The organism is Rhodoferax potami, assembly GCF_032193805.1.
Lineage (GTDB): Bacteria > Pseudomonadota > Gammaproteobacteria > Burkholderiales > Burkholderiaceae_C > Allorhodoferax > Allorhodoferax potami_A.
On the sequence record NZ_JAVBIK010000001.1, the window covers coordinates 2,719,288 to 2,738,508 of the forward strand.

The 19,221-nt window shown below is 55.9% G+C and carries 20 protein-coding genes and 1 tRNA gene; 13 read left to right on the plus strand and 8 right to left on the minus strand.

All coding sequences use genetic code 11. The features are described from left to right. Positions 1 to 282 precede the first annotated feature (282 nt). Together RAE19_RS13105 and pdxA are read left to right on the plus strand one after the other, a co-directional pair. Positions 283 to 1,035, plus strand: coding sequence for a Nif3-like dinuclear metal center hexameric protein (locus tag RAE19_RS13105; protein ID WP_313875306.1), 753 nt, complete (start codon positions 283 to 285; stop codon positions 1,033 to 1,035). Beyond that, the gene (gene pdxA / locus RAE19_RS13110) at positions 1,032 to 2,078 is read left to right on the plus strand and encodes a 4-hydroxythreonine-4-phosphate dehydrogenase PdxA (RefSeq protein ID WP_313875307.1); all 1,047 of its coding nucleotides are present in this window, start codon (positions 1,032 to 1,034) and stop codon (positions 2,076 to 2,078) included. Before RAE19_RS13105 ends, pdxA begins: the two co-directional genes overlap by 4 nt. 69 nt (positions 2,079 to 2,147) lie before the next feature. Here the strand turns inward: pdxA and mscL are convergent, their stop codons facing one another. Continuing rightward, complete coding sequence (gene mscL / locus RAE19_RS13115) at positions 2,148 to 2,576, minus strand: large conductance mechanosensitive channel protein MscL (protein WP_313875308.1); 429 nt, start codon at positions 2,574 to 2,576, stop codon at positions 2,148 to 2,150. A gap of 156 nt (positions 2,577 to 2,732) precedes the next feature. Between mscL and petA the strand changes: the two genes are divergently transcribed. From petA to RAE19_RS13145, 6 genes are all read left to right on the plus strand, one after another. Next, positions 2,733 to 3,347 (plus strand): ubiquinol-cytochrome c reductase iron-sulfur subunit, encoded by a 615-nt coding sequence (gene petA / locus RAE19_RS13120; protein WP_313875309.1) that lies wholly within the window; start codon positions 2,733 to 2,735, stop codon positions 3,345 to 3,347. 10 nt (positions 3,348 to 3,357) lie between these two features. Further along, positions 3,358 to 4,773, plus strand: coding sequence for a cytochrome b (locus RAE19_RS13125; RefSeq protein ID WP_313875310.1), 1,416 nt, complete (start codon positions 3,358 to 3,360; stop codon positions 4,771 to 4,773). A 17-nt stretch (positions 4,774 to 4,790) separates the two neighbouring features. Next, positions 4,791 to 5,546 carry a cytochrome c1 gene (locus RAE19_RS13130; protein WP_313875311.1) on the plus strand — a complete coding sequence of 252 codons (756 nt, stop codon included), beginning with the start codon at positions 4,791 to 4,793 and terminating at the stop codon, positions 5,544 to 5,546. A gap of 103 nt (positions 5,547 to 5,649) precedes the next feature. Further along, a complete protein-coding gene (locus RAE19_RS13135; RefSeq protein WP_313875312.1) occupies positions 5,650 to 6,261 on the plus strand; it encodes a glutathione S-transferase N-terminal domain-containing protein in 612 nt (203 codons plus the stop codon). 14 nt (positions 6,262 to 6,275) lie between these two features. Then, the gene (locus RAE19_RS13140; protein ID WP_313875313.1) at positions 6,276 to 6,758 is read left to right on the plus strand and encodes a ClpXP protease specificity-enhancing factor; all 483 of its coding nucleotides are present in this window, start codon (positions 6,276 to 6,278) and stop codon (positions 6,756 to 6,758) included. A 48-nt stretch (positions 6,759 to 6,806) separates the two neighbouring features. Next, a tRNA-Thr gene (locus RAE19_RS13145) sits at positions 6,807 to 6,882 on the plus strand. A 16-nt stretch (positions 6,883 to 6,898) separates the two neighbouring features. Here the strand turns inward: RAE19_RS13145 and RAE19_RS13150 are convergent. Beyond that, complete coding sequence (locus RAE19_RS13150; RefSeq protein WP_313875314.1) at positions 6,899 to 7,213, minus strand: hypothetical protein; 315 nt, start codon at positions 7,211 to 7,213, stop codon at positions 6,899 to 6,901. A gap of 30 nt (positions 7,214 to 7,243) precedes the next feature. On the opposite strand from RAE19_RS13150, the gene RAE19_RS13155 reads away from it, so the two are divergent. The 5 genes from RAE19_RS13155 to RAE19_RS13175 all read left to right on the plus strand — a co-directional run bounded on the left by RAE19_RS13155 (position 7,244) and on the right by RAE19_RS13175 (position 13,725). Continuing rightward, positions 7,244 to 8,200, plus strand: coding sequence for a M23 family metallopeptidase (locus RAE19_RS13155; protein ID WP_313875315.1), 957 nt, complete (start codon positions 7,244 to 7,246; stop codon positions 8,198 to 8,200). 142 nt (positions 8,201 to 8,342) lie between these two features. Further along, positions 8,343 to 11,096: a preprotein translocase subunit SecA gene (gene secA, locus RAE19_RS13160; protein WP_313875316.1), complete on the plus strand. Its 2,754-nt coding sequence runs from the start codon at positions 8,343 to 8,345 to the stop codon at positions 11,094 to 11,096. 10 nt (positions 11,097 to 11,106) lie between these two features. Beyond that, positions 11,107 to 12,333 (plus strand): bifunctional glutamate N-acetyltransferase/amino-acid acetyltransferase ArgJ, encoded by a 1,227-nt coding sequence (gene argJ / locus RAE19_RS13165; protein WP_313875317.1) that lies wholly within the window; start codon positions 11,107 to 11,109, stop codon positions 12,331 to 12,333. A 13-nt stretch (positions 12,334 to 12,346) separates the two neighbouring features. Continuing rightward, positions 12,347 to 13,219 carry an ATP-binding protein gene (locus tag RAE19_RS13170; RefSeq protein ID WP_313875318.1) on the plus strand — a complete coding sequence of 291 codons (873 nt, stop codon included), beginning with the start codon at positions 12,347 to 12,349 and terminating at the stop codon, positions 13,217 to 13,219. After that, positions 13,216 to 13,725 (plus strand): NUDIX domain-containing protein, encoded by a 510-nt coding sequence (locus RAE19_RS13175; RefSeq protein WP_313875319.1) that lies wholly within the window; start codon positions 13,216 to 13,218, stop codon positions 13,723 to 13,725. The genes RAE19_RS13170 and RAE19_RS13175 overlap by 4 nt, the downstream gene beginning before the upstream one ends. Before the next feature lies 1 nt (position 13,726). On the opposite strand, the gene RAE19_RS13180 is transcribed toward RAE19_RS13175, so the two are convergent. The 6 genes from RAE19_RS13180 to pilB are packed head-to-tail and all read right to left on the minus strand — an operon-like array spanning position 13,727 to position 19,161. Further along, entirely contained in the window at positions 13,727 to 13,936 is a 210-nt protein-coding gene (locus RAE19_RS13180) for a DNA gyrase inhibitor YacG (protein ID WP_313875320.1), read from the minus strand. Positions 13,937 to 13,951: 15 nt separating this feature from the next. After that, on the minus strand, positions 13,952 to 14,707 hold the full coding sequence (gene zapD / locus RAE19_RS13185; protein WP_313875321.1) for a cell division protein ZapD: 756 nt from the start codon (positions 14,705 to 14,707) through the stop codon (positions 13,952 to 13,954). Between the two features lie 25 nt (positions 14,708 to 14,732). Then, a complete protein-coding gene (gene coaE, locus RAE19_RS13190; protein WP_313875322.1) occupies positions 14,733 to 15,329 on the minus strand; it encodes a dephospho-CoA kinase in 597 nt (198 codons plus the stop codon). Positions 15,330 to 15,343: 14 nt separating this feature from the next. Continuing rightward, the gene (locus RAE19_RS13195) at positions 15,344 to 16,189 is read right to left on the minus strand and encodes a prepilin peptidase (RefSeq protein ID WP_313875323.1); all 846 of its coding nucleotides are present in this window, start codon (positions 16,187 to 16,189) and stop codon (positions 15,344 to 15,346) included. Next, a complete protein-coding gene (locus RAE19_RS13200; RefSeq protein WP_313875324.1) occupies positions 16,189 to 17,406 on the minus strand; it encodes a type II secretion system F family protein in 1,218 nt (405 codons plus the stop codon). The genes RAE19_RS13195 and RAE19_RS13200 overlap by 1 nt, the downstream gene beginning before the upstream one ends. 21 nt (positions 17,407 to 17,427) lie before the next feature. Further along, positions 17,428 to 19,161: a type IV-A pilus assembly ATPase PilB gene (gene pilB / locus RAE19_RS13205; RefSeq protein WP_313875325.1), complete on the minus strand. Its 1,734-nt coding sequence runs from the start codon at positions 19,159 to 19,161 to the stop codon at positions 17,428 to 17,430. Positions 19,162 to 19,221: the final 60 nt, after the last annotated feature.

The window sequence follows — 19,221 nt, forward strand, 5'->3', positions numbered from 1 at the left end:
GCCCTGTGGGTATTGTGCTCAGTCGGCGCCGCAATGGGGCTTGCGTGGCCTTGCAATGGGACAGCGTGTCGCGGCAGTACCGCTGTGGTGCGGTAGCAAACCCACAGGCGATGCTTGCGCGGGTGTGGCCTGCGGTCTGGTGGCCAGTGCGCAGTGGGTTTGCTTTCTTGCTTGGCAAGATGGCCTTGCGCTGGATCGCCGCTGGGCAGGGGTGCGACAGTAGCCTGGAGCCGGTATCGCCCTCAGAGACAATAGTGAATAAAAACGAGAGCCCGACTCACCATGATTGATCGCCAACAGCTCATCCAAACTCTACAAACACTGCTTGAACCGGAGCGCTTCAAGGACTATTGCCATAACGGATTGCAGGTCGAAGGGCGCACCGGTATCGGACACTTGGTCAGCGGGGTGACAGCCAGCGAGGCGTTCATTCAAGCAGCGATCGATCAAAAGGCGGACGCAGTTTTGGTGCACCACGGTTTGTTCTGGAAAGGGTTTGATGGCCAGGTAAGTGGTTGGATGCGAAAACGCCTGGGCTTGTTAATTGCCCACAACATCAACCTGCTGGCATACCACCTGCCGCTGGATGCCCACCCCGAACTCGGAAACAACGCCCAGCTGGGTAAGCTGCTCGGACTGGAAACGCAGGCCACCTTTGGAGAGCAAGCGTTAGGGCATTTGGGCGCTGCGTCAACTGCCTGGGAGAGTGATGCAGCGCTCTCAGCGCATATCGAAAACGTATTGGGTCGCAGCGTGACTTGTGTTTCCGGATTTTCGGGGCCTGTCAGCAAGGTGGCGTGGTGTACTGGAGGGGCGCAGAGTTACTTTGAGCCTGCCATTGCCACCGGGGCGCAGGTGTTCATTACAGGCGAAATTTCAGAGCCTCAGGCCCACTATGCACGCGAATGCGGTGTGTCTTACATCGCCTGCGGACACCATGCCAGCGAGCGCTATGGTGCTCGGGCGGTTGGGGCCTGGGTGGCTGAGCAACACGGTTTGACCCATACCTTCATTGATATCCCGAATCCCGCATGACAACTTCTTGGATAGCCATCACCCTCGGCGATGCGGCCGGAATCGGGCCCGAAATCATTGCCCGTTGTTACCAACAGGCGCCAGCATTGATGCGGGACTGTTTTGTTGCAGGGGACGTGCAAGCTATGCGGCGCGCCAGCCGTTTGGTAGCGGGCGGCGGATTGGTGGCGCCCGTGGCAGTCCTAACCGCTCTCGACGACATGGGCCGCATTCCGCCCGGGTGTATTCCTGTGCTCCAGGTCGGCCCGGCGCTTCCTGAGGTGCCCTATGGCATGGTGAGTGAGGCGGCGGGCGAGTTCGCCAGCCGATGCGTCGTCTGGGCGGCAGATGCGGCGTTGCGTGGAGATATCGCTGCGTTAGTGACGGCGCCCTTGCACAAAGAGGCGATGAGTGCTGCTGGTGCGCCTTACAACGGGTATCCCGGGCACACCGAGTTGCTGCAGGCGCGTGCCGCCCATGCCCAAGGTCTATCAGTTGAAGCGATGCCAGTGCGCATGATGCTGGCTAACCATGAGTTACGAACCGTGCTGGTCAGCATCCATGTGTCGCTCCGAAAGGCGCTGGAGGCGATCACTTTCGAAAACATCGTTGACACGCTGAGAATCACCCGTGTCGCCTTGCGCAATGCCTTGGGCCGTGAGCCTCGGATTGCGGTCGCTGGTTTGAACCCGCATGCGGGGGAGGGCGGGCTCTTTGGGCAAGAGGAGATCGAGACCATCGCACCGGCGATTGCAGCGGTCAGTTCTGAGGGGGCGGATGTCTATGGCCCTATTGCACCCGATACTGTTTTTATGCGCGCCAGGAATACCGAAAACCACCCCGGCGAATTTGATGTGGTGGTGGCGATGTACCACGACCAAGGGCTCATCCCGGTGAAATACTTCGGAGTGGAGCAGGGTGTAAATGTGACCCTAGGCTTGCCTTTGGTGCGCACCAGCCCGGATCATGGCACTGCTTTTGATATTGCGGGCCGCGGTGTTGCAGACTATCGAAGCCTGTTGGAGGCAGTTGATACTGCGAAGCGCCTCGTAAAAATCAACTAAATAAGCACCTAGCCCTTGTGCGTAAAGCAGGATTTGCTATTAAAACTGTAGCAAATCCTGCTGCCAAATTTACTTCTTCAGGCTGTCGCGGATTTCACGCAACAACAACACGTCTTCCGGAGTAACCACAGGCGCAGGTGCCGCAGCCGGGGCTTCTTTCTTCAAGCGGTTGATTTGCTTGATCATCAGGAAGATGATGAAAGCCAAGATCGCAAAGTTGACTGCGACGGTGATGAAGTTGCCATAAGCAAACACCGGCACGCCTGCTTTTTTGAGTGCATCCAGAGTGGTGCCAGTGCCGGGGGGAATGCTTCCCAAGACTACAAAGAGGTTGGAGAAATCAAGTTTGCCAACGACAGCACCGATCAAAGGCATGATCAAGTCGCCCACTACCGAGTCGACAATTTTGCCGAACGCGCCACCAATGATCACACCGACTGCCAAGTCGACCACATTACCTTTGACGGCGAATTCTTTGAATTCTTGCAACATGCCCATGGGGTAACTCTCCTTAATTGATAAAAGCGCTAGTATCCCCGAAATCACAAGGGCATTGCGAAGGTGACTTGCGCAAGTCCCTGTTCATTGAATAACCCTACATCCGTCAGCTACAATTCTTGTCTAATCTACTAGCGACGTTCGTTGAGGATTCTCATGAGTGAAACACTTGTCGACAGCAAAAAGATCGACGCCAGCAAGCGGACTTGGCTGATTGCCTCCGGTTGTGCTGGTGCGGTAGGTGGTGTTGCAACCGCCATTCCCTTTGTGAGTACTTTTCAGCCGTCTGAGCGCGCGAAGGCTGCAGGAGCAGCAGTTGAGGTAGACATCGCTGAACTCAAACCTGGCGAGAAGGTCACTGTTGAATGGCGCGGCAAGCCTGTGTGGATTGTTCGACGTACACCAGAGCAGGTAGCCGCTTTGGCGGGTATCGATAGCCAACTGGCAGATCCCAAGTCAGAGCGCAAGCCTGACGAGCTGACCCCGGAATACGCCCGCAATGAAGCGCGCTCCATCAAGCCGGAGTTCTTTGTGGCAGTGGGTATTTGCTCCCACCTTGGTTGCTCTCCCTCTGACAAATTCCAGACCGGCGCTCAGCCTTCGCTTCCAGATGATTGGAAGGGCGGCTTCTTGTGCCCATGCCATGGTTCGACATTCGATATGGCTGGCCGGGTCTTCAAGAACAAGCCGGCGCCTGACAACCTTGAAGTCCCCCCCCACATGTTCCTGTCCGACAGCAAGCTGCTTATCGGCGAAGACAAGAAAGCCTGAGGAATAAGACATGGCCCGAGCATTCAAGGACATTTCGCCTAACGCCTCTTCCGGGGAAAAGGTGACCAATTGGTTCGAGAACCGTTTTCCCACGGCTTTTGATGCCTACAAAGTTCACATGTCGGAGTACTACGCTCCGAAGAACTTTAACTTCTGGTACATCTTCGGGTCGTTGGCGTTGTTGGTGCTGGTGATTCAAATCGTCACCGGGATTTTTTTGGTCATGCACTACAAGCCTGACGCCAATTTGGCGTTTGCCTCTGTGGAGTACATCATGCGTGATGTGCCTTGGGGCTGGCTGATCCGCTACATGCACTCGACCGGTGCTTCAGCATTCTTTGTCGTTGTGTACCTGCACATGTTCCGCGGCTTGATCTACGGAAGCTACCGCAAGCCTCGCGAGTTGGTGTGGATTTTTGGTTGTGCGATTTTCTTGTGCCTGATGGCAGAAGCCTTCATGGGCTATCTGCTGCCTTGGGGTCAAATGTCTTATTGGGGTGCACAAGTTATCGTGAACTTGTTCGCCGCGGTCCCCTTGGTCGGGCCTGACCTCGCGCTGCTGATTCGCGGAGATTTTGTGGTGGGTGATGCCACGTTGAACCGCTTCTTCAGCTTCCACGTGATTGCTGTTCCATTGGTGTTGTTGGGTCTGGTGGTTGCGCACTTGCTTGCGTTGCACGATGTGGGCTCTAACAACCCAGACGGCGTCGAAATCAAAGGGCCCAACGCCCCGCGCGATGCCCAAGGCCACCCCTTGGACGGAGTTCCCTTTCATCCTTACTACACCGTGCATGACATCTTTGCGGTGAGCATGTTCTTGATGGTGTTCACTGCCATCATCTTCTTCGCACCAGAATTCGGCGGGTATTTCTTGGAGTACAACAACTTCATCCCCGCTGATCCACTAAAGACTCCAGCTCACATTGCTCCAGTCTGGTACTTCACGCCCTTCTATTCCATGCTGCGAGCCATCACTAGTGAGATGATGTACGCGTTGATCGCCTGTGTGATTGGTGCTGCTGCCTTCGGTGTGATCAAGGCGAAGTTGCCCAATATCTTCAAGGCTGCCATCGTGGGTGCTGCAGTGCTCGTCTCTGTAGCCATGCTGTCGATCGACGCTAAGTTCTGGGGAGTGGTGGTCATGGGTGGCGCGGTTGTGATCTTGTTCTTCTTGCCATGGCTGGACAACAGTCCTGTGAAGTCCATTCGCTACCGTCCGGATTGGCACAAGTATTTGTACGGCATTTTTGTGATCAATTTTGTGATCTTGGCTTACCTTGGCGTGCAGCCCCCTTCTCCGATTGGCGAGCGTGTTTCCCAAGTAGGTACCTTGTTTTACTTCGGCTTTTTCTTGCTGATGCCATGGTGGAGCACTGTGGGTGAAAGCAAGCCTGTGCCAGCCCGTGTGACATTTGCAGCCCACTGAGTGCTGGAGATTAAAGTATGAAAAAAATCATTTTCGGCTTGGCTCTTGTTGTGAGTTTGGTGGGCGGAGCCAATGCTGCGTCCGGAGGCATTGCCTGGGATAAGGCGCCATCTAAAACCAACGATTTAGTTTCTTTACAGAATGGCGCAAAAGTCTTCGTCAATTACTGTCTGAATTGCCATTCGGCAGCGTTCATGCGGTTTAACCGTCTCAAAGATATTGGTCTGACGGATCAGCAGATCAAAGACAATCTGCTGTTTACAACCGATAAAGTCGGCGAGACCATGAAGGCGGCAATTGATCCGCGGCAGGCTAAAGAGTGGTTTGGTGCAAACCCGCCTGACTTGACCGTGATTGCACGCTCACGTGCAGGCGCAGGTGGTTCAGGTGCTGACTACCTTTACACTTATATGCGGACCTACTACGCCGATGACACCAAGGCGACGGGATGGAACAACTTGGCGTTCCCGAACGTAGGTATGCCTCACGTGTTGTGGGAGCTTCAGGGTAAGCGCGTTCCCATCTTTGAGACGGTTGTAAATCACGGGCATGAAGAAAAAGTCTTCAAGGGCTGGCAGCAAGTAACGCCAGGGACTATGTCTCCCGCTCAATACGATCAAACGGTTGGTGACTTGGTCAACTACCTTCAGTGGATGGGCGAGCCCGCTCAAAACACCCGCGTTCGTGTGGGCGTTTGGGTGTTACTTTTCCTTGCAGTCTTAACCTTGTTTGCGTGGCGTTTGAATGCTGCCTTCTGGAAAGACGTGAAATAGAGTTTTCGACTGTCCTGCTCCCGGCGAGGGTGGCTAGTGACAGATTCAGAGTGGGCCCGCTGACGCGTCCCACTCTTTTTGCATTTTTTAGGAGTCTTTCGCCATGATGGTGCTGTATTCAGGAACAACCTGCCCCTTTTCCCATCGGTGTCGTTTCGTTTTGTTCGAGAAGGGCATGGATTTTGAGATCCGCGACGTAGATCTCTACAACAAGCCTGAAGACATCAGCGTGATGAATCCTTACGGTCAAGTGCCAATCCTCGTTGAGCGGGACCTGATTTTGTATGAGTCGAACATTATCAATGAGTACATTGATGAGCGTTTTCCACATCCACAGTTGATGCCCGGAGACCCCGTGGATCGTGCACGCGTACGCCTGTTCCTTTTGAATTTTGAGAAGGAATTGTTTGTGCACGTAAATACCTTGGAAGCACGTGCGACCAAAGGCAATGAAAAGGCCTTGGAGAAGGCTCGCGCGCACATCCGCGACCGCTTGACACAGCTCGCCCCGGTGTTTTTGAAGAACAAATACATGTTGGGTGAAAGCTTCTCGATGTTGGACGTGGCCATCGCCCCCTTGTTGTGGCGTCTGGATTACTACGGTATCGAACTCAGCAAAAACGCTGCTCCGCTGTTGAAGTACGCAGAGCGCATTTTTTCGCGCCCCGCTTACATTGAAGCATTGACCCCCTCTGAAAAGGTCATGCGTAAATAACGCAGGATGGATCTATGCTTGACTCCATGGACGCTCCTTCCACTCGCCCTTATTTGATCCGTGCTTTGTACGAATGGTGCACTGATAGCGGCTTTACGCCTTTCATTGCCGTGCAGGTGGATGAGGCAGTGCGGGTTCCCATGGAGTTTGTGAAGGACGGAGAAATCGTCCTCAATGTCAGCTTCGATGCCACCAGCGCCTTAAAGCTTGGAAACGAATACATCGAATTCAAGGGCCGGTTTGGAGGTGTGGCTCGCGACATCCTGGTGCCTGTCGATCATGTTCTGGCTATTTATGCCCGTGAGAATGGCCAGGGCATGGCGTTTCCACTCTCGACGAAGACCCCCAAAGCGCAGTCACTTGATGTCGAGGGAGTTAACAAGGCACCGGGTGCGGCGTTGACGGCAGTGGATGCAGCTCAAGAGGCTGACTCAGAGCCTACTCCGCCCAAGTCTCCAACACCAGCATCGCGCCCTGCGCTCACGCGAATTAAATAGTGCTTTCTCTCGAGAAGCGCTAAATTGCTGGTGTAGAATTTAGCCCGTGCCGGTTTAGCTCAGTTGGTAGAGCAACCGCCTTGTAAGCGGTAGGTCATCAGTTCGAATCCGATAACCGGCACCATTTCTTTCTCGCTTATTTACCGAGTAAGCGACGACATTTGTACCTTGAGTCGAATTGAGGTAACCTCCCACCCCTTTGATCGTAAGTGCGCTTGCAGTGCAGGCATGAGCTGGCGTAGTTTTGCCGCTACGGCGTTATTGTCTAGCAGTAAGCACCAGGTAGAGCCTTCAATCGGCCCCGGTTTGATGTTCTTCAACAATCCACCCGGAAGGAGTCCCTCCAGACTTTTAAGGCGCGCGCTGGACTCCTTGGTGAGGGCTGCAAGGTGTGACAAGGTGGGCGACTCGTGGGCCGCCTGTAGTGCTGAAACAGAGCGGTGGTTTCTGATCATGTTTGCGAGATGCAATAAGGGGTTCGCTGGATGCAGGTGATTATCACGGATGCGTGGATGGCAAGGTCCCGCGCTTTTCATCTCAATGGCTTTAAATTGATCCTGGCGATACTGCTGGCTTCATTGGTGTTGATGCTGGTGTCCGCGGGGCTTTACCACTGGGTATTCATGAAGGGTGCGCGAGAGGGTTGGCCTGTGATTGGATCGCTGGTACGCCTCGTCTCCAAAGACGAAATTGCCCAGCGCGATCGATACGTGAAAGAGAATATCGAGGTACTTGCCAAGCGCCTTGGCGAGATGCAGGCCAAGATGTTGCAGCTAGAGTCGCTCGGCGAACGTGTTTCCGGGCTCGCTGGTATCAATCCGGCTGAAATTACAGTCGCACCAGGGCGCGGCGGAGCGCTGATCGCCGGTCGTGACCTTTCCATCGAAGAGCTTGACGCAACTTTGGCTTCTTTGGATGGCGCTGCCACTAAAAATGCTGACGTGATGACAGTCATTGAGTCCCGTCTCTTCGAGCAAAAGATAAAGAAAATGATGGTGCCTACGCAGCAACCAGTGTTGGATGCCAATCTGGGGTCCATCTTTGGGTGGCGGATCGATCCCATCACAGGCCGTTCGGCTCTGCATACAGGGCTTGATTTCCCGGCGGGTGTCGGTACCCCCATCTACGCTGCGGCCGGCGGTATGGTGGTGACGCAGGAATACCACCCGCAATACGGAAACATGCTCGAGGTGGATCATGGTAACGACCTCATCACAAGATACGCGCACGCCTCTAAAGTCCATGTGAATAAGGGCGATCTGATCAAGCGTGGACAGCGCATCGCGGATGTCGGCAACACCGGGCGATCTACAGGCGCACACCTCCACTTTGAAGTCTTGGTTCAGGGCGTTCCTCAAGATCCACAGAAGTTTCTGAATGCCGGAAAAGGTTTGGGCACTGAGCGGTCTGCCTCTTCCAAGGCGTCTGTTCTACAGCGCTAAAATCAGCTGATTGACTCGATGCTGAGCGCTGGCCATTAGTCTGGCTTGACTTCCCGCAAAGAGCCTCCACTTTCTCAAGATAAACAAAGGACTGTGCAGTCCGGTGAGCCCATGGTGGGTCCGTCGGGCAGCGCTCGCATTGATGGCTATTAACTTCCTTACCAAAATTTTTGGCAGCCGCAACGATCGTTTGCTCAAGCAGTATCGGGTCGTAGTAACTCGCATCAATGCACTGGAGCCTGAGTTCGAGGCCCTTACCGACGACGGGCTCCGTGCCAAGACGCAAGAGTTCAAAGACCGTGTCGCTAAAGGCGAAACACTCGATGCCATCCTTCCGGAAGCTTTTGCGCTAGTCCGTGAAGGCTCAAAGCGCGTCATGAAAATGCGCCACTTCGACGTGCAAATGCTGGGTGGGATGGCACTGCATTACGGGAAAATTTCGGAAATGCGCACCGGTGAGGGCAAAACGCTCACCGCGACGTTGCCGGTGTTTCTGAATGCACTGAGCGGTAAAGGTGTTCACGTTGTTACCGTCAACGATTACCTTGCCAGCCGCGATGCGCGATGGATGGGCCGCCTCTATAACTTCTTGGGTCTGACCGTCGGCATCAACATGCCCCAAGCCCCACGTGAAGACAAGCAGCAGGCCTACAACTCTGACATCACCTACGGTACGAACAACGAGTACGGTTTCGACTACCTCCGCGACAACATGGTCTACGAAGCGGCTGATCGGGTGCAACGCGGACTGAACTTTGCCATCGTGGATGAAGTTGATTCCATTTTGATCGACGAGGCCCGCACACCACTCATTATCAGTGGTCAAGCTGAAGACCACACCGAACTCTATCTCGCCATTAACAAAGCAATTCCGCGCTTGGTCAAGCAAGAGGGGGAGGCTGATCCCATCACTGGGCAAGGCATTACCAAGCCTGGCGACTTCACTCTAGATGAGAAGAGTCACCAAGTTTTCTTGACGGAACAAGGGCACGAAGTAGCCGAGACCATTTTTGCAGAGCTGGGCTTGATACCTGCGGGCTCTTCTTTGTACGACCCGGCAAACATCACGTTGATGCATCACCTGTACGCAGCGTTGCGCGCCAATCATCTGTATCACCGCGACCAGCACTACGTTGTGCAAAACGGTGAAATTGTCATTGTCGACGAGTACACCGGCCGTCTGATGACGGGTCGCCGTTGGAGCGACGGCTTGCACCAAGCGGTAGAAGCCAAAGAGGGGGTACAGATCCAGGCAGAGAATCAGACCCTCGCATCCATTACCTTCCAGAATTATTTCCGCCTCTACAGCAAGCTGGCGGGTATGACCGGCACCGCAGACACCGAGGCATACGAGTTCCAGGAGATCTATGGTCTCGAAACTGTAGTTATCCCGCCAAACCGCATCAGCCGCCGGGACGACCAGTTGGACCGTGTATACAAGACAACCCGCGAAAAGTACGATGCGGCAATCAAAGACATCCGCGAATGCTATGACAGGGGCCAGCCTGTTCTGGTGGGAACCACATCGATTGAAAACTCAGAAATCATTGCCGAGCTCCTCGATAAAGAAAAGTTGCCTCACCAGGTCTTGAACGCGAAGCAACACGCGCGCGAAGCAGACATCGTGGCTCAGGCCGGTCGTGCAAAGATGATCACCATCGCGACCAACATGGCCGGCCGTGGTACCGATATTGTTCTTGGCGGCAACATGGACAAGCTGCTGGAGGCGATTGAGGGCGATGCCTCTTTGGACGAAGCTGCCAAGCAAGCCAAAGTCGCGGAGTTGAAAAGCCAGTGGCAAAAAGACCACGAAGCCATCAAGGCGCTGGGTGGCCTGCGCATCATTGCGACCGAACGCCACGAGTCTCGCCGGATCGACAACCAACTCCGTGGTCGCTCAGGGCGCCAAGGTGATCCCGGTTCATCCCGTTTCTATCTGAGTCTTGATGACTCTTTGATGCGGATCTTTGCCGGAGACCGGGTGAAATCCATCATGGATCGCCTCAAAATGCCAGAGGGTGAGGCCATTGAAGCCGGTATCGTGACCCGTAGCATTGAAAGCGCGCAGCGCAAAGTAGAAGCGCGTAACTTCGACATGCGCAAGCAGCTGTTGGAATACGACGATGTGTCCAACGATCAGCGCAAGGTCATCTACCAACAACGCAACGCAATTTTGGATGCCTCCGATCTGGAGGCCCAGATTGCGGGTCTGCGCGAAGGTGCGTTTGAAGACATGGTGCGTCAGTTCGTCCCGGCAGAGTCGGTAGAAGAGCAATGGGACATTCCAGCGCTCCAGAAGATGCTGTCAGAAGAATGGCAACTGAACCTCGACCTTCAGAAGCAAGTCAGCAGCGCCAGCTCTATTACCGATGAAGAAATCGTGACCACCGTTACTACGGCTGCGAACGAGGCTTTCGAGAGCAAAGTGAACCTGGTCGGCAAAGACAACTTCACCCAGTTCGAGCGCATGGTGCTTTTGCAGAGTATCGATAGCCACTGGCGTGACCATCTGAGCGCCTTGGACTACCTGCGCCAAGGTATCCATCTGCGGGGTTACGCGCAAAAGCAACCCAAACAAGAATACAAGCGCGAAGCGTTTGAACTATTCGGGCAGTTGCTCGACTCCGTCAAAAATGACGTTACCAAAATCTTGATGACTGTCAAGATCCAATCCAACGAACAGTTGGAGCAGGCAGCCGACGCGATTGAATCGCGCGGGGAAAGCATCGCCAACGTCACCTACACCGCTCCCACAGAGACTGGTGAAGTCGAAACGACGACTGATGCCACTACCGTAAAAACTGCCGAGTCCGATGTCCCGCGCGTCGGTCGCAACGATCCTTGTCCTTGCGGCAGCGGTAAAAAATATAAACAGTGCCACGGCAAACTCTCTTGAAGGTCTTTGTATGCCAGTGAATCTCCCGCTGCCTGCTGCAGCTGACCTGTTGCCGGTGCCCGGTGTCCGTATCGGGGTTACCGAGGCAGGCGTTCGCAAGCCCGGCCGTAAAGATGTGACCGTGATGCTGCTGGACCCCGGCTGCACTGTTGGCGGCGTGTTTACGACGAACCGCTTTTGTGCAGCCCCGGTACAAATTTGTCGCGAGCATCTCGCAGCCAGTGACATTCGCGCAGTCGTGATCAACACCGGCAATGCCAACGCCGGCACTGGAGCCGATGGGCTGGCGCGCGCCAAGGAAACCTGCTCCGCTCTGGCGGGCAAACTCAGCCTCAAGGCCACGCAAGTCCTGCCATTCTCCACTGGCGTGATCATGGAGCCACTACCAGTGGACCGGATTGTGGCCGGCTTGGACGCGGCAATTTTGGATGCCCGGGAAAGCAACTGGCTCAAGGCGGCCGAGGGCATCATGACCACGGACACCCAGCCCAAAGCTTTCAGCGCAACGGCCATGGTGGACGGCTTCCTGATCACGGTCACGGGTATCAGCAAAGGCGCGGGCATGATTCGCCCGAACATGGCCACGATGTTGGGGTTCATTGCTACCGACGCCTGTATTGACGCCTCCGTGATGCCCGCCCTCGCACGCGAACTTGCCGAGGGCTCGTTCAACCGGGTGACGGTAGATGGCGATACCTCTACAAATGATTCGTTGTTGGTGATTGCTTCCAACAAGGCGGGCAATCCAACTGTCACTGATCTGGATGCGGCCTCTGCCGCCCCTCTAAAGCGCGCAATGCTGGAGGTTGCTCGCAAGTTGGCGCAAGCCATCGTGCGGGACGGCGAGGGCGCAACCAAGTTCATTGCCGTGCAAGTTGAGGGTGGCGGAACCGAAGCGGAGTGCCGTCTTGTGGCCTATGCCATTGCGCACTCACCCTTGGTGAAAACCGCATTTTTTGCCAGCGACCCCAACCTCGGCCGTATTCTTGCTGCTGTGGGTTACGCAGGTATCCAGGATTTGGACCAGTCACTCATCGAGCTGTTCTTGGACGATGTGCACGTCGCAACCCGCGGTGGTAGAAATCCCGCCTACCGTGAGGAGGATGGTCAGCGTGTCATGAAGCAAAGCGAGATTACCGTGCGCGTCCATTTGGGGCGGGGCGCTGCCAGCCAGACGGTCTGGACTTGCGACTTCAGCCACGACTACGTGACGATCAACGCCGACTATCGCTCCTAAACGGGATTGCTTGATGTCTGATGCACTAGAGCGCTTCTTCGCGCGGGCTGAATTGTTCATGCAGCGTGTGGAGGCCTCACTTCCGCACTCATTGACAGCGCCAGATTGGAATGCGTCGATCGCCTTCCGTTATCGTCGCCGGTCCGGTGGCCAAGGTGTTATTTCCCCGGTGCAGCATGTGGGTGCCATGTCATTGGACTCACTGCGCGAGATTGACGACCAAAAGGAAAAAATCCAACGCAATACAGCGCAGTTTGTGCGCGGTGGCTTGGCAAACAATGTCTTGTTAACCGGTGCCCGCGGTACCGGAAAGTCATCTCTTATTCGGGCATGCCTTCAAACCTATGCACCTTCAGGCTTGCGCCTGATCGAGGTGGACAAGGCAGACCTGATAGATCTCCAGGACATCATTGAACTGATCGCAGCAAGGCCGGAAAAATTCATCATCTTTTGTGATGATTTGAGCTTTGATGAAGGCGAGCCAGGCTACAAAGCACTGAAGTCGGTGCTGGACGGTTCCGTTGCAGCCTCCACCCCGAATGTGTTGATCTATGCGACCAGTAATCGGCGGCATCTTTTGCCCGAATACATGTCCGACAACCTGAGCTACAAGCACACCGAAGATGGAGAAGTGCATCCCGGCGAAGGGGTAGAGGAGAAAATCTCCTTGTCTGAGCGCTTTGGCCTGTGGGTAAGCTTTTACCCATTCAGCCAAGATGAGTATCTATCGATCGTCAACCAGTGGTTGAGCGCCTTGGGTTTCGACTCAGCAGCCATTGAGGCTGCCCGTTCTGAGGCCCTCTTGTGGGCACTCGAGCGCGGAGCGCGGAGCGGCCGTGTCGCCTATCAGTTTGCACGCGATTATTCGGGGCGGGCCGCATCTTGACGGCATCCACCCCATTGGTCGCAGATCCTCAAGCCCAACGCACGGGCAGTTCAGACCGTCCTGCTGTGGACGTTGCGGTGGGCGTATTGGTTCGCCCAGACGGTGCGTTTTTGTTGACATCTAGGCCCCAAGGCAAGCCCTACACAGGCTATTGGGAGTTCCCCGGCGGTAAGGTCGAGGCCGGTGAAACCATTGAGCAGGCACTGCGTCGTGAGCTCATAGAAGAAATCGGTATTCACATTGGCCACGCCTTAGCTTGGCGGGTTGAAATGGTCGACTACCCACACGCGCTGGTGCGTCTGCACTTTTGCAAAGTCTTGGAGTGGAGTGGCGAGCTGGAAATGCGCGAGTCCCAGAGTTTTGCATGGCAACAGCTCCCGGTAGCTGTTGAACCTGTTTTGCCAGGTACCATCCCGGTGCTTGACTGGTTCGCCGCAGAGCGGAATCACTCGGGTGCTACTATTTCAGGAGCTACCAGCGCAGATTCTGCGGCGGTGATTGGCTGATTCACTGTAGTTTCGGGTCGCCGAAGGGCGCCTCGTCGGGTGGTGCCTCAGTGGGCACTCTGAACGACTCACTCGCCCAAGCGCCCAAGTCCAAGTTCTTGCAGCGCTCGCTGCAAAAAGGGCGAAACAGATTGCGCGGTCCGTAAACGCTATCGCCACCACAAGCGGGGCAGCGCACTAGCTTTTCCAATATCGGAGAGTCCATCGTCATTCGGCCCGGCGTCTATCAAGAGCACAAGGTCAATTCAAAGCCCGTATCTTGCGCACTGGAGTGCAGGCGGTCGTCGGCTTCGTGCCGCATAAAGCGGATAGATACCATCAGCCGGTTGCCGCTGATCTCAGGGATCACCTGGAGGGCAGGGTCCACCGCCAAGCGTAGCAGCTGGAAAGTGCGGCCCTGGGGCAGATTTTGCTGGAATTGCCCCGCGACTGCCATCACCTTCTGGGGGGCACCCGAGTCGCGCAGCATCTTCAAGAGCAGGTGAATCGAGGCTGCCAAAGGCGCTAGTGTCGAGGCCCAGCGCTGCAAATCTTGCTGTCGAGCAGCCGCATCGCGGTGCTGCCATGCATAGTACGCGGGCAAATCAAATTCGCAGGTGCCTCCCGGGATACCCACCCGGCTCCGGATACTCATCAGCCAGTCGTTCTCGGTGAGCGATTGGCCCGACTTGCCGGCCAGTGCATTCAAGTCAGCAAAGCACTGGTCGAGTTGGTTCACAATTTTGTCGAGTGCCGCCTCGGAGATCGCGGGGTTGCCCCGATAACCGTTCAACACCTGCTTTTGCTTGTCCAGGTCCTTCAGTACATCGGACTTCAGGTCAGCCCGCGCACCCACGTCCATGACCTCAAAAATGGTGGTCAACGCGAAGTGGTGGTCCAGGGGATCAGGTCGCCCCATCAACTCGGCCAGACGCAGAAACAAGTGTTCCAGCCGCAAATACGTGCGGATGCGTTCGTTGAAGGGGTATTCGTAAAGGATCACGCTGGTATTTCCGGTCGGCGGTCGATCATAGCCCGAAGTGTGCGCCCATTTGCCTCGTCACCGCTTCAAGTTGCAGCAAAGACAGGTCTTCGTTCGAGATCACACAGTCGGCAGCCGCAAGCCTGGTGAGGCGTGGGGCTTGACTGTCAATGACAGCCTGAACTTCGCGGGCTTGAAGCGCGTTTCTCTGCACGACCCTGCGGATCTGCGTCTCGGTGGAGCAGTCCACCACGAGCACCTTATCGAGCCGCTTTCGCCAGTGCGCAGACTCGACCAACAGGGGAATGTCCAGCACTACACATCGCGCACCACCGGCCCGAGCCTCCTGGGTGGCAGCCTCAATAGCGGCGCCGACCAGTGGGTGAATGATGGACTCCAGCAGCTTGCGGGCCTCAATATCTTGGAACACTTTCGCCCGCATTTTTACGCGGTCCAGTGCACCCCTGGCATCGATCATGTGCGTTCCGAATGCGGCGCTGATGGGGGCAATTGCGCTTCCACCCGTGGCAGTTGCTGCACGCGAAATTGCATCAGCATCCACGACTGCTGCACCGCACTGCTCCAAGAAGGCGGCAACCGTACTTTTCCCGCTGCCGATACCACCTGTGAGCCCTACCCGCATCTTGTGGGCCCTACTTACAAGTTGGCCATCTGGCGCAAGGTGTCGGGCCCAATGATTAACGCAGCAAAGCCCGCGCCAGCCAGAAACGGCCCAAAGGGCACATAGCCCCCTTCCCGCAAACCGCTTGTGAACTTCATCGCAATACCCACGATCGCGCCGATTACGGACGCCAGCAAGATCATGGGGATCAGCACCGGCCAGCCAAACCATGCACCCAGCGCGGCAAACAGCTTGAAGTCACCATAGCCCATGCCTTCTTTGCCAGTCACCAACTTGAACAGCCAGTAAATCGACCACAATGACAAATACCCCGCAACCGCACCCCACAGAGCAGTATTCAAGGGCACCGCGGTCCATCCAAGGGCAGAGGCCACCAAGCCAAGCCATACCAGGGGCAGCGTGATGTCATCCGGCAGCAGGGTGGTGTCCCAGTCAATCATGGCCAGACTCACCAGCGCCGCGCAAAAGACACACCAAATCAAGGCTGTAACAGACAAGCCCCATTGCCATGCGCAGAATCCAAAGAGACCGCCAGTCACCAGCTCGACAAGCGGGTAGCGTACGCTGATCGGCTTTTTGCATTCAGCGCAACGGCCGCGCAAACCCGCATAACTGACGACCGGGATGTTCTCGTACCAAGCGATCAGGTGGCCGCAGTGCGGACAGCGCGACCGTGGCACCATCAAGTTAAACGGGGCTTGTGCAGGCGGCTCTTTGCCTTCCATTTCGGCATATTCCGCAGCCCATTGTTGTTCCATCATCTTGGGCAGCCTGTGGATCACTACATTCAAAAAGCTGCCGATCAGTAGTCCCAGCAAACCCAATACACCCACGTCCAACCATTGCAAACCGGTGCTCATCAAACCACTTGTCCTAACTTGAAGATCGGGAGATACATCGACACCACAATCCCGCCGATCAGTGTGCCTAGCACCACAATAATGATGGGCTCCATCAGGCTGGAGATGCCTGCCACCATGTCATCGACTTCCGCTTCAAAGAAGTCGGCCGCCTTGCCCAGCATATGGTCAATAGAGCCCGACTCTTCCCCGATGGCACACATCTGTAACACCATCGACGGAAACAAATTCACATTCGCCATGGCTGCAGTCAGTGAGGTGCCGGTAGACACTTCCTGCTGTATCTTTTGGGTCGCATTCAGGTACACCACGTTGCCAGAGGCCCCTCCAACCGAATCCAGAGCTTCCACTAGGGGCACCCCGGCCGCAAACATGGTGGACAGCGTACGGGTCCAGCGGGCCACACAGCTCTTTTCCACCATGACACCGAAGATGGGCAGTTTCAGCATGACGCGGTCCATGAAGGCCTGCACTTTCTCGTTGCGGCGCCACGCCTGCATGAAAAAGTACAACCCACCGCCAATCCCGCCGAATATCAGCCACCAGTACTCGATAAAGATCTCACTCAGGGCGATCACAAACAAGGTGGGCGCAGGCAGCTCTCCACCAAAAGAGCTGAAGACCTGCTTGAACGACGGGATCACAAAAATCATGATCACCGAGACCACCACAAAAGCCACCACCAGCACCGCAATCGGGTACATCAGCGCAGACTTGATCTTGGATTTGATGGCCTCTGTCTTCTCCATATAGACCGCCAGGCGGTCCAGCAACTGATCCAGAATACCGGCCGACTCGCCGGCCTCAACCAAGTTGCAATACAGGTTGTCAAAGTACAGCGGGTACTTGCGGAAGGCTGCACTCAGTGAGGTACCGGTTTCCACATCCGCGCGGATGTCGCTCAGCAACTTGGTCACACTGGGGTTCGGGTTACCGCGGCCGACAATGTCAAAGGCTTGCAGCAGGGGCACACCAGCCTTCATCATCGTAGCTAGCTGCCGGGTAAAGATCGCCATGTCTTTGGGCTTGATCGATTTGCCCGAGCGCATGCGCCGCTTTTTGATTTTGGTCGGCGTCACGCCTTGTCGGCGCAACATGGACTTCACCTGGTTTTCGCCCACGGCACGCGACTCGCCCCGGACTTGCTTGCCGTTGCGGTCTTTGCCTTCCCATTCAAAAACCACGTCTTTGGTGGGCGCAGATTTTCCTGTTGCCATAGATCTCCCGGGGTTGCCCTTTTACTCGTTGGTCACAGCAAGCACTTCTTCCAACGAAGTCAGCCCTTGTTTCACTTTGTGCAAGCCGGACTGACGCAACGAGCGCACGCCCTCCAACTCTGACTGGGCGGCGATATCCATTGCACTGCCATCACGCAAAATAATGCGTTGAATCTCTTCACTGATGGGCATCACTTGGTAGATACCCACCCGGCCCTTGTATCCGTTGTTGCAAGCCGAGCAACCCACTGCCCTATAGGGCTTCCAGCTCCCATCCAGATCAGCCTGCTTGAATCCCGCGTCCAGCAGCGCAAGCTCCGGCACATCGGCCGGTTGCTTGCATTGCCCGCACAAACGCCGTGCCAAGCGCTGCGCGGTGATCAAAATGACGCTGGATGCAATGTTGAACGGCTGAATGCCCATGTTCCGCATCCGCGTGAGCGTTGTCGGTGCATCGTTGGTGTGCAAGGTCGACAGCACCAAGTGGCCGGTTTGCGCCGCCTTGATCGAAATGTCCGCCGTCTCCAAGTCCCGGATTTCCCCCACCATGATGATGTCCGGATCCTGCCGTAAAAACGACTTCAGCGCTGCAGCAAAGGTCAGCCCCGCCTTTTCATTCACGTTCACCTGGTTGACACCCGGCAAGTTGATTTCGGAGGGGTCTTCTGCCGTAGCAATGTTCACCCCCGGCTGGTTCAGCAAATTCAGACAGGTGTACAGCGACACCGTTTTGCCGGAACCCGTAGGCCCCGTGACCAGAATCATCCCGTAAGGCCGGCCAATCGCCTTGAGCAGGCGTTCTTTTTCCTCAGCCTCGTAACCCAGCGCATCAATGCCCAGCTTGGCACTGCTCGGGTCCAGGATACGGATCACAATCTTTTCGCCAAACAGCGTCGGCAGTGTGCTGACCCGGAAGTCAATCACCCGGTCCGCGCCCACCTTGAGTTTCATACGGCCGTCTTGTGGGACCCGCTTCTCCGAAATATCCATCCGCGAGATCACCTTGATCCGCGAGGCCAGCTTGTCTTTGATCGCAATCGGAGGGCTTGCTATTTCGCGCAATTCCCCGTCAATACGGAAGCGCACCCGGTACTGGTGCTCGTAGGGCTCAAAGTGCAAGTCAGAGGCCCGCATGCTGAACGCATCCATCAGCATTTTGTGCAGGAAACGCACCACCGGTGCATCTTCGACATCCGCGGTCGCCGCTTGGGTGGTCTCAATGGCGGACTCAGCAGCGGCTTCATCAAACTCGAAGTCGCCGCCAATGATCTCTTCCATCGCCTCGGTCGCAGTGACCGTATTGGCGTCCACAATCTTGGAGAGCTTGTCGTACTCGGCAATGACCCAGTCAAAGCCCATCTGGGTCGCAAACTTGATGCGCTCCGCAGCCTGCTGGTCTGAGGGGTCTGCGGTGGCAATGATCAAGCGGTTACCGCGCTTGCTCAGCACCAGCACCCTGAATTCCGTGCAAATCTTGGCGTCTAGCAGGCCCTTGGGCAGGCGCTGCACATCGACAGCATCCAAGTCCAGCAGCGGTGCCGCAAAGGCCGCAGACAAGGTTTGTGCCAGATCCAACGACGATACCGCCGCCGACCCCACCAGTTCCGCCATAAAACTGTTTTTGCTCAACAGTGCTTTGCGGTAGATTTCTTCAGCCGTTTGCTGGGGAAGCTTTCCGGCTAGCACCAGCGCCCTGCCAATTCCCGGCAGGGCAACAGAAGCGGGATCGCGGGTCAATGAATCAGCGGATGCCATAAGCCGTGAAGGATAGCGCAAGCCACGCATTCGCAGGGCGCCGGAATCACCCGGTTACGA

Coding starts and splice junctions, on each gene's coding strand:
- RAE19_RS13125 (WP_313875310.1), top strand. CDS start 3,358: ATGGCCCGAGCATTCAAGGACATTTCGCCTAACGCCTCTTCCGGGGAA.
- RAE19_RS13180 (WP_313875320.1), bottom strand. CDS start 13,936: ATGACGATGGACTCTCCGATATTGGAAAAGCTAGTGCGCTGCCCCGCT.
- mscL (WP_313875308.1), bottom strand. CDS start 2,576: ATGGGCATGTTGCAAGAATTCAAAGAATTCGCCGTCAAAGGTAATGTG.
- argJ (WP_313875317.1), top strand. CDS start 11,107: ATGCCAGTGAATCTCCCGCTGCCTGCTGCAGCTGACCTGTTGCCGGTG.
- petA (WP_313875309.1), top strand. CDS start 2,733: ATGAGTGAAACACTTGTCGACAGCAAAAAGATCGACGCCAGCAAGCGG.
- RAE19_RS13155 (WP_313875315.1), top strand. CDS start 7,244: ATGCAGGTGATTATCACGGATGCGTGGATGGCAAGGTCCCGCGCTTTT.
- secA (WP_313875316.1), top strand. CDS start 8,343: ATGGCTATTAACTTCCTTACCAAAATTTTTGGCAGCCGCAACGATCGT.
- RAE19_RS13135 (WP_313875312.1), top strand. CDS start 5,650: ATGATGGTGCTGTATTCAGGAACAACCTGCCCCTTTTCCCATCGGTGT.
- RAE19_RS13105 (WP_313875306.1), top strand. CDS start 283: ATGATTGATCGCCAACAGCTCATCCAAACTCTACAAACACTGCTTGAA.
- RAE19_RS13140 (WP_313875313.1), top strand. CDS start 6,276: ATGCTTGACTCCATGGACGCTCCTTCCACTCGCCCTTATTTGATCCGT.
- coaE (WP_313875322.1), bottom strand. CDS start 15,329: ATGCGGGTAGGGCTCACAGGTGGTATCGGCAGCGGGAAAAGTACGGTT.
- RAE19_RS13195 (WP_313875323.1), bottom strand. CDS start 16,189: ATGAGCACCGGTTTGCAATGGTTGGACGTGGGTGTATTGGGTTTGCTG.
- pdxA (WP_313875307.1), top strand. CDS start 1,032: ATGACAACTTCTTGGATAGCCATCACCCTCGGCGATGCGGCCGGAATC.
- RAE19_RS13130 (WP_313875311.1), top strand. CDS start 4,791: ATGAAAAAAATCATTTTCGGCTTGGCTCTTGTTGTGAGTTTGGTGGGC.
- pilB (WP_313875325.1), bottom strand. CDS start 19,161: ATGGCATCCGCTGATTCATTGACCCGCGATCCCGCTTCTGTTGCCCTG.
- RAE19_RS13170 (WP_313875318.1), top strand. CDS start 12,347: ATGTCTGATGCACTAGAGCGCTTCTTCGCGCGGGCTGAATTGTTCATG.
- RAE19_RS13200 (WP_313875324.1), bottom strand. CDS start 17,406: ATGGCAACAGGAAAATCTGCGCCCACCAAAGACGTGGTTTTTGAATGG.
- RAE19_RS13150 (WP_313875314.1), bottom strand. CDS start 7,213: ATGATCAGAAACCACCGCTCTGTTTCAGCACTACAGGCGGCCCACGAG.